7 protein-coding genes are annotated in these 6,091 nt (G+C 40.0%); 2 read left to right on the top strand and 5 right to left on the bottom strand.

Annotation, left to right across the window (positions count from 1 at the left end; all coding sequences use genetic code 11):
• Positions 1-64 precede the first annotated feature (64 nt).
• The 5 genes from ppa to aspS all read right to left on the bottom strand — a co-directional run bounded on the left by ppa (position 65) and on the right by aspS (position 3,609).
• Positions 65-583 (bottom strand): inorganic diphosphatase, encoded by a 519-nt coding sequence (gene ppa / locus F3G76_RS02900; protein ID WP_009294194.1) that lies wholly within the window; start codon positions 581-583, stop codon positions 65-67.
• Positions 584-652: 69 nt separating this feature from the next.
• Positions 653-787 carry a NirD/YgiW/YdeI family stress tolerance protein gene (locus F3G76_RS10990; RefSeq protein WP_317454255.1) on the bottom strand — a complete coding sequence of 45 codons (135 nt, stop codon included), beginning with the start codon at positions 785-787 and terminating at the stop codon, positions 653-655.
• A 28-nt stretch (positions 788-815) separates the two neighbouring features.
• A complete protein-coding gene (locus F3G76_RS10985) occupies positions 816-992 on the bottom strand; it encodes a hypothetical protein (protein WP_307772198.1) in 177 nt (58 codons plus the stop codon).
• A gap of 106 nt (positions 993-1,098) precedes the next feature.
• Positions 1,099-1,668: an adenylate kinase gene (locus F3G76_RS02890; protein WP_149705862.1), complete on the bottom strand. Its 570-nt coding sequence runs from the start codon at positions 1,666-1,668 to the stop codon at positions 1,099-1,101.
• A 183-nt stretch (positions 1,669-1,851) separates the two neighbouring features.
• Positions 1,852-3,609 carry an aspartate--tRNA ligase gene (aspS, locus tag F3G76_RS02885; protein WP_149705861.1) on the bottom strand — a complete coding sequence of 586 codons (1,758 nt, stop codon included), beginning with the start codon at positions 3,607-3,609 and terminating at the stop codon, positions 1,852-1,854.
• Between the two features lie 92 nt (positions 3,610-3,701).
• Between aspS and F3G76_RS02880 the strand changes: the two genes are divergently transcribed.
• Together F3G76_RS02880 and F3G76_RS02875 are read left to right on the top strand one after the other, a co-directional pair.
• A complete protein-coding gene (locus tag F3G76_RS02880; RefSeq protein ID WP_149705860.1) occupies positions 3,702-4,577 on the top strand; it encodes an NAD(+) kinase in 876 nt (291 codons plus the stop codon).
• Positions 4,570-6,090 (top strand): AAA family ATPase, encoded by a 1,521-nt coding sequence (locus F3G76_RS02875; RefSeq protein WP_180996459.1) that lies wholly within the window; start codon positions 4,570-4,572, stop codon positions 6,088-6,090. The genes F3G76_RS02880 and F3G76_RS02875 overlap by 8 nt, the downstream gene beginning before the upstream one ends.
• Position 6,091 lies beyond the last annotated feature (1 nt).

The following is a 6,091-nucleotide window of genomic DNA, read 5'->3' as shown; positions in this document are numbered from 1 at the left end:
TTTTATGCGATGTATAAATATGGATAAATTTAAAAGAGAAAAGCCCTAAAATAGGGCTTATAAATTATTTATAATTTTTTATCGCAGCGTCTAAAATCTCTTTTGCAGCGTTTGCATCTTTAAATTCTTTCACTTTAACCCATTTGTTTGGCTCGAGAATTTTATAAGTTTCAAAGAAATTTTTGATCTTATTTAGTGTCGCAGTTGGCAAGTCTTCGTAGCTTTTTATCGCCTCATATCTTGGATCGATCTTTGTAACTGGCACTGCCAAAAGCTTCTCGTCCATGCCTGCTTCATCCTCCATTACTAAAACGCCTATTAAACGGCAAGGGATGACGCTACCAGCTTGGAGTGGATACTCGTTTAGCACCAAAATATCAGCTGGATCGCCGTCAGCTGCTAGTGTGTTTGGCACAAAGCCGTAGTTTGCTGGGTAGAACATTGCTGAGTAAAGCACGCGATCAACTACGACTGCACCGCTATCTTTGTCGATCTCGTATTTGATATTTGAGCCATAAGGTATTTCGATTACGGCATTGATTTTGTCTGGATTTGAGCCAAATTTGATCTTTGAAACGTCCATATATTTGTCCTTTTTATTAGAAATTTTCGTGATTTTAGTATTTTTTGCATTAAATACTCGTAAATTTAACTACTTTACAACCTCTACGCTATCTACGTCGATCTTCGTTTTTGTAAGCTCTTTATCCACTTCGCCTCTTATTCTTAAAAGCGTGTCTTCGTTAGCTGTTACATTGCCCCACTTGTTATTGTCGATCTCAACAATAATAGTGTCGCCATTTTTATCAACAAATTCATATTTGTCTGATTTGATGTGTGACTTTTATCTTGCCCTCAAGCACGACTTTGGCATCGTCATTTAGTTTTAAAGCCTCTTTTACGCTTATAACATTTTCGCTTTTGTGATTTGAGACAAAGCCTCCAGCCATTGCGATGCTAGCAGCCAGTGAAGCGATGAAGATTTTTTTCATTTTTATACTTTTTGGTTGGTTGTTAAATTTAAAGGATATTACATTTTTGGTGTTAATAAATGGTAAGTTTTAAAACCTTGCACCTTTTGATGCAAGGTTTGTTAATTTATATAAGTTTAGCTAGTAAATTTTTGATGTCAGCTACGATTTCGTCGATGCCACGCTCGCCATTTACCACGTGAAGTAGCTCTTTTTCGCTGTAAAATTTGCGGATAGGTTTGATCGGATCAAGATATACTTTCATACGGTTGTTAAAGACTTCGTTGTTATCGTCAGCGCCTCTTGCACGGCCAAGCACTCTAGTTCTTGCCACATCTTCGCTGACATCTACTTCGATGACGCCTTTTAGAGAAATTTCATCTTGCTCGCTTAAGACTTTGTCAAGCTCAGTCATTTGCTCAACGCTTCTTGGGTAGCCGTCGATTATGATGTTTGATTTATTTGAGCTTTTGATGGCTGAGACGATCGCATTTACGACAACGTCAAGTGGGACCAAATTTCCTTTTGAGATAAAGCCATCTATCAGCTTGCCAAGCTCGCTACCGCTTGCGACTTCGGCTCTTAAAAGATCGCCAGTTGAAAAGTGTGCAAATTTCTCATCATGCTGTGCGATGATAGATGCATCTGTTGTTTTGCCGCTGCCTGGAGCGCCGATGATTAAAAATAAATTCTTCATTTTTTCCCTTTTTTATATTTTTTGAGCGCCTTTGAATGAGTTTGAAAATTTCACCCTGCAGCAGACTATATGTCTAGCTTTGGGATGAAATTTTCTGCACAACATCCAAATTCATCTCAAAAATTTAAATTTTTAAAATAACTCAAATTTAGACATCTAAAAGTCTAAATTTATTGCAAAATTTTAAGCCTTTTGCTCTTTTTCTCTTATCCTTAGTCCTAGCTCCCTAAGCTGCTCGTTGCTAGCGTGACTTGGTGCCTTTGTGAGTGGGCACTGAGCGCGCTGTGTTTTAGGGAAGGCTATGACGTCGCGGATCGAGCTTGCTTTATTTACAAGCATATTTAGTCTGTCAAAGCCGATCGCGATACCACCATGTGGAGGCGCACCAAATGTCAAGGCATCAAGCAAGAAGCCAAATTTCTCACGCTGCTCGGCTTCATCTATGCCAAGAAGCTTAAAGACTTTTTGTTGGATGTCGTTTTTGTGAATTCTTATACTTCCGCCGCCAAGCTCAAAGCCGTTTAAGACGACGTCGTGAGCGATAGAGAGGATATCTTCAAGATCAGGCTCGTCTATATTTTTTGGCATTGTAAATGGATGGTGCATCGCAGAGTAGCTGCCATCGTCATTTTGCTCAAACATCGGGAAGTCAAGCACCCATAAAAACTCAAGTCTATCTTGATCGATGATGCCCATTTGTTCAGCCAAGAAAATTCTAAATCGTCCCATATAATCAAGCACGATTTTTTTCTTGCCAGCACCAAAGAATACGACGTCGCCAACTTTTAGCTCACATCTTGAGACGATCTCGTCAAGATCGCTTTGCTCGAAAAATTTGCAAAGCGGGCCTTTTAAACCATCTTCTTTCATCTGGAAGTATCCAAGTCCTTGCGCGCCAAATTTACGTACAAATTCCTCAAATCTATTCATCTCGCGCTTACTAAAGATGTTGTCGCCATTTGGCACTTTTAGCGCTTTTATGCGGTTTTTCTTCTTATCTTTTGCGATAGAGCTAAAAATTTCATTGCTTGAGCGCTCAAAAATATCGATCACATCGATCATTTTTAGATCATATCTAAGGTCAGGCTTGTCTGAGCCGTAAGTCTCAGTCGCCTCTTTGTAGCTCATGCGTCTAAATGGCGTTTTGATGTCGTGTCCGCAGGCTTTAAAGATATCTTTTAGCATAGTCTCAGCCATATTTATGATATCTTCTTGCTCGACAAAGCTCATTTCGATATCTATTTGAGTAAATTCTGGTTGGCGATCAGCCCTTAAGTCCTCGTCGCGGAAGCATTTTGCTATCTGAAAATACTTATCAAAGCCAGAACACATCAAAAGTTGTTTAAATAGCTGTGGGCTTTGTGGAAGCGCGTAAAATTGGCCTGGATATACACGGCTTGGCACTAGGTAGTCTCTCGCACCTTCTGGAGTTGCACGTGTTAAAACTGGAGTTTCAAACTCGATAAAGCCCATTTTGTCTAGGCTGTTTCTAGCTGCGATCGCCGCGCGAGAACGCATTTTAAAGATATTTTGCAAGCGCTCGCTTCTAAGGTCTAAAAAGCGGTATTTTAGCCTGATGTCCTCATTTACGCTCTCATCGCCTATCATAAATGGTAGTGGCTCGCTTGGATTTTCGATGATTAGCTCGCTTACTATCACCTCTATCTCGCCAGTTTTTAGCTTTGGATTAGTTAGTCCTTCGCCCCTAGCTCTTACTTTTCCTTTTGCTTTTAAGACATATTCATCTCTTACTTTCGCAGCCACGTCGTGTGCTTCTTTGCTGTCAGCAGGGTCACAAACTAGTTGTATAAGCCCGCTAACGTCTCTTAAGTCGATGAAAACAACGCCACCGTGGTCTCTATATGTGTTTGCCCAGCCACAAAGTATTACTTCTTTGCCGATGTCAGCTTTGCTAAGATCGGTGCAATAATGACTTCGCATAAAATGCTCCTTTGCAATGTTTTTTAGGCAATTATAATCGCTTTTTTCTTTTGAAAAGCTTTGTTAAAATAAAATATGTTACAATCATTTCTATGAAAAATGAACAAAAATTTAATACCACAAACGCCAAAAAAGTGGGACTTGTCGCGAAAGATTATCCATTATTTAAGCAGGATTTAGCAAAGCTAGAAAAAATTTTAAAAAAGTATAACGCAGAAATTTTGCTTGAAAAAAGCTGTGCAAAACAGGTAGAAAAAAGTGGCTTTGAGCTGATAAAACTAGCCAAAGAGTGCGAATTTCTTATCACTCTTGGCGGTGATGGCACGATCATCTCAACTTGTAGAAAGCTAGCTCACATCTCGCCGCTCATCCTTGGCATACACGCTGGCAGGCTAGGCTTTTTAACAGATATCACGATAAATGAGAGCGAGAAGTTTTTTAAAGACTTTTTTGATGATAAATTTGAAGTAGAAACGCCTTTTATGCTTGATGTTACGCTTCACAAAAATGATGGCAAAACTGAGAAAAAGATAGCATTTAACGACGCAGTCATCGTTAGTAAAAATGGCGGCTCTATGACGCATATCGAGGCACTTTTAAATGAAAAATATTTTAACTCATATTTTGGAGACGGCGTCATAGTGGCGACACCTGCTGGCACAACGGCATATAATATGAGCGCAAATGGCCCTATCATCTATCCACTAAGCGAGGTCTTTGCGCTAACTCCCATCTGCTCGCACTCACTCACGCAGCGTCCAGTCGTGCTTACGAAAAATCACACGGTCAAATTTAGAACAAAAAGCGACGCCATTTTGGTTCTAGACGGCCAAGACCGATTTGATATGAGTAAAATTTCAGCCGTCAGCATGAGTCTGAGCGAGAAAAAAGCGAGGCTGATACGCCACATCGGCAGGGATTATTTCCAAATTTTAAAAGAGAAACTTCACTGGGGTTATAATGATTGATCGAATTTTGATTAAGGATTATCTAAATTTTAAAAATGTTGAGCTAAATTTCAAAGAGGGTCTTAGCGTATTTACGGGCGTCAGTGGTGCTGGTAAGTCGGTGCTGATGAGTGCTATTATGGCTGTTTTTGGGCTAAAAGATAGCGAGGCAAGGCTGATAGAAGCTGACGTTGAGCATAAATTTGAGCTTGATGAGTTTGGCATAGAAAACGAAGAGGTCAATATTTTCAAGCTTTTAAAAGATAAGAGCACGAGGTATTTTATAAACCAACAAGCCATCTCAAAGAAAAATTTAGCCCAAGTGGCGCGCGAGCACATCAAATATCTCTCGGCAAAAGAGGCAAATGAATTTGAAAATGAGAAATTTCTAAATTTGCTTGACAGGCTTGAAATTTCAAAAAATGAGAAATTTAAAGAGATAAAGCAGGAATTTGAAGAGGTGTTTTTGGAATTTTCTAAAATTTCAAAAGAGCTAGCCACTATAAAAGAGGAAGAGAAAAAGGTCGAGGAGCTAAAGGAGCTTGCTAGCTTTGAGATCGAGAAGATAAGAAGCGTTGGGCCTAAAAAAGGCGAGTTTGAAGAGCTTATGGAAACTAAAAAAAGGCTTAGTAAAAAAGACAAGATAAATGAAGCGTGGGCTAGGGCTGAGCGGATATTTGAGCTAGAGCACAGCGTAAATGAGGCGCTAAGCATCAGCGATCTTGACAACGGCTTTTTTGAAGATGCGATGAATGAGCTAAGGGTCGCAAGAGATAGCCTAAATATGGAGGAGCTTGACGATATCGACGTAGAGAGCGTGCTTGATAGGATAGAAGCTCTTAATGCCATCATCAGGCGCTACGGCAGCGAGGAGGAGGCGTTAGAAGCGCTTGCTAAAAAGGAAAAAGAGCTTGCCAGGTATGAAAATTTAAGCTTTGAAAAGAGCGAGCTTGAGAAGAAATTTGAAACTTTAAGCAAAAAGGCAAATGAGCTAGCCAGCACTTTAAGCAAGGCAAGGAGCGTAAATTTAAAAGAGCTTGAGGCGATGATAAATTTATACCTAAAAGAGCTTTATATGCCAGATATCACGCTAAGGATTGATGGCAAAAAGCTTGATATTTTGGGAGTTGATGAGGTTTGTTTAAATTTAAATGAGACCTCGCTTAAAAATTTAAGCTCAGGCGAGCTAAACCGCCTAAGGCTAGCTTTTATAGCTGCATCTAGTGAGATCACAAAAACGGGCGGCGACGTCATCATTTTAGACGAAATAGATGCAAATTTAAGTGGAAAAGAGGCGATGAGTATTGCAAATGTCTTGCTCAAGCTTGCAAATTTCTATCAAATTTTTGCCATTTCGCACCAGCCACAGCTTAGCTCAAAGGCAAATTCGCACTTTTTAGTGGAGCGCCACGGTGAGAGCTCGGTCGTAAGAGAGCTTGACAAAGAGGAGCGTGTAAATGAGCTTGCGCGTATGATAAGTGGCGAGCATATCAGCGAAGAGGCGATAAATTTTGCAAAAGGACTTTTAAAATAGC

Origin of the sequence: Campylobacter concisus, from assembly GCF_902460575.1 — a bacterium.
In the GTDB taxonomy this organism is placed as follows: domain Bacteria; phylum Campylobacterota; class Campylobacteria; order Campylobacterales; family Campylobacteraceae; genus Campylobacter_A; species Campylobacter_A concisus_AW.
The sequence above is the reverse complement of the archived record's forward strand: the minus strand, read 5'-3'. Positions and strand labels throughout refer to the sequence as shown.

Coding starts and splice junctions, on each gene's coding strand:
- ppa (WP_009294194.1), bottom strand. CDS start 583: ATGGACGTTTCAAAGATCAAATTTGGCTCAAATCCAGACAAAATCAAT.
- F3G76_RS10985 (WP_307772198.1), bottom strand. CDS start 992: ATGAAAAAAATCTTCATCGCTTCACTGGCTGCTAGCATCGCAATGGCT.
- F3G76_RS02890 (WP_149705862.1), bottom strand. CDS start 1,668: ATGAAGAATTTATTTTTAATCATCGGCGCTCCAGGCAGCGGCAAAACA.
- aspS (WP_149705861.1), bottom strand. CDS start 3,609: ATGCGAAGTCATTATTGCACCGATCTTAGCAAAGCTGACATCGGCAAA.
- F3G76_RS02880 (WP_149705860.1), top strand. CDS start 3,702: ATGAAAAATGAACAAAAATTTAATACCACAAACGCCAAAAAAGTGGGA.
- F3G76_RS02875 (WP_180996459.1), top strand. CDS start 4,570: ATGATTGATCGAATTTTGATTAAGGATTATCTAAATTTTAAAAATGTT.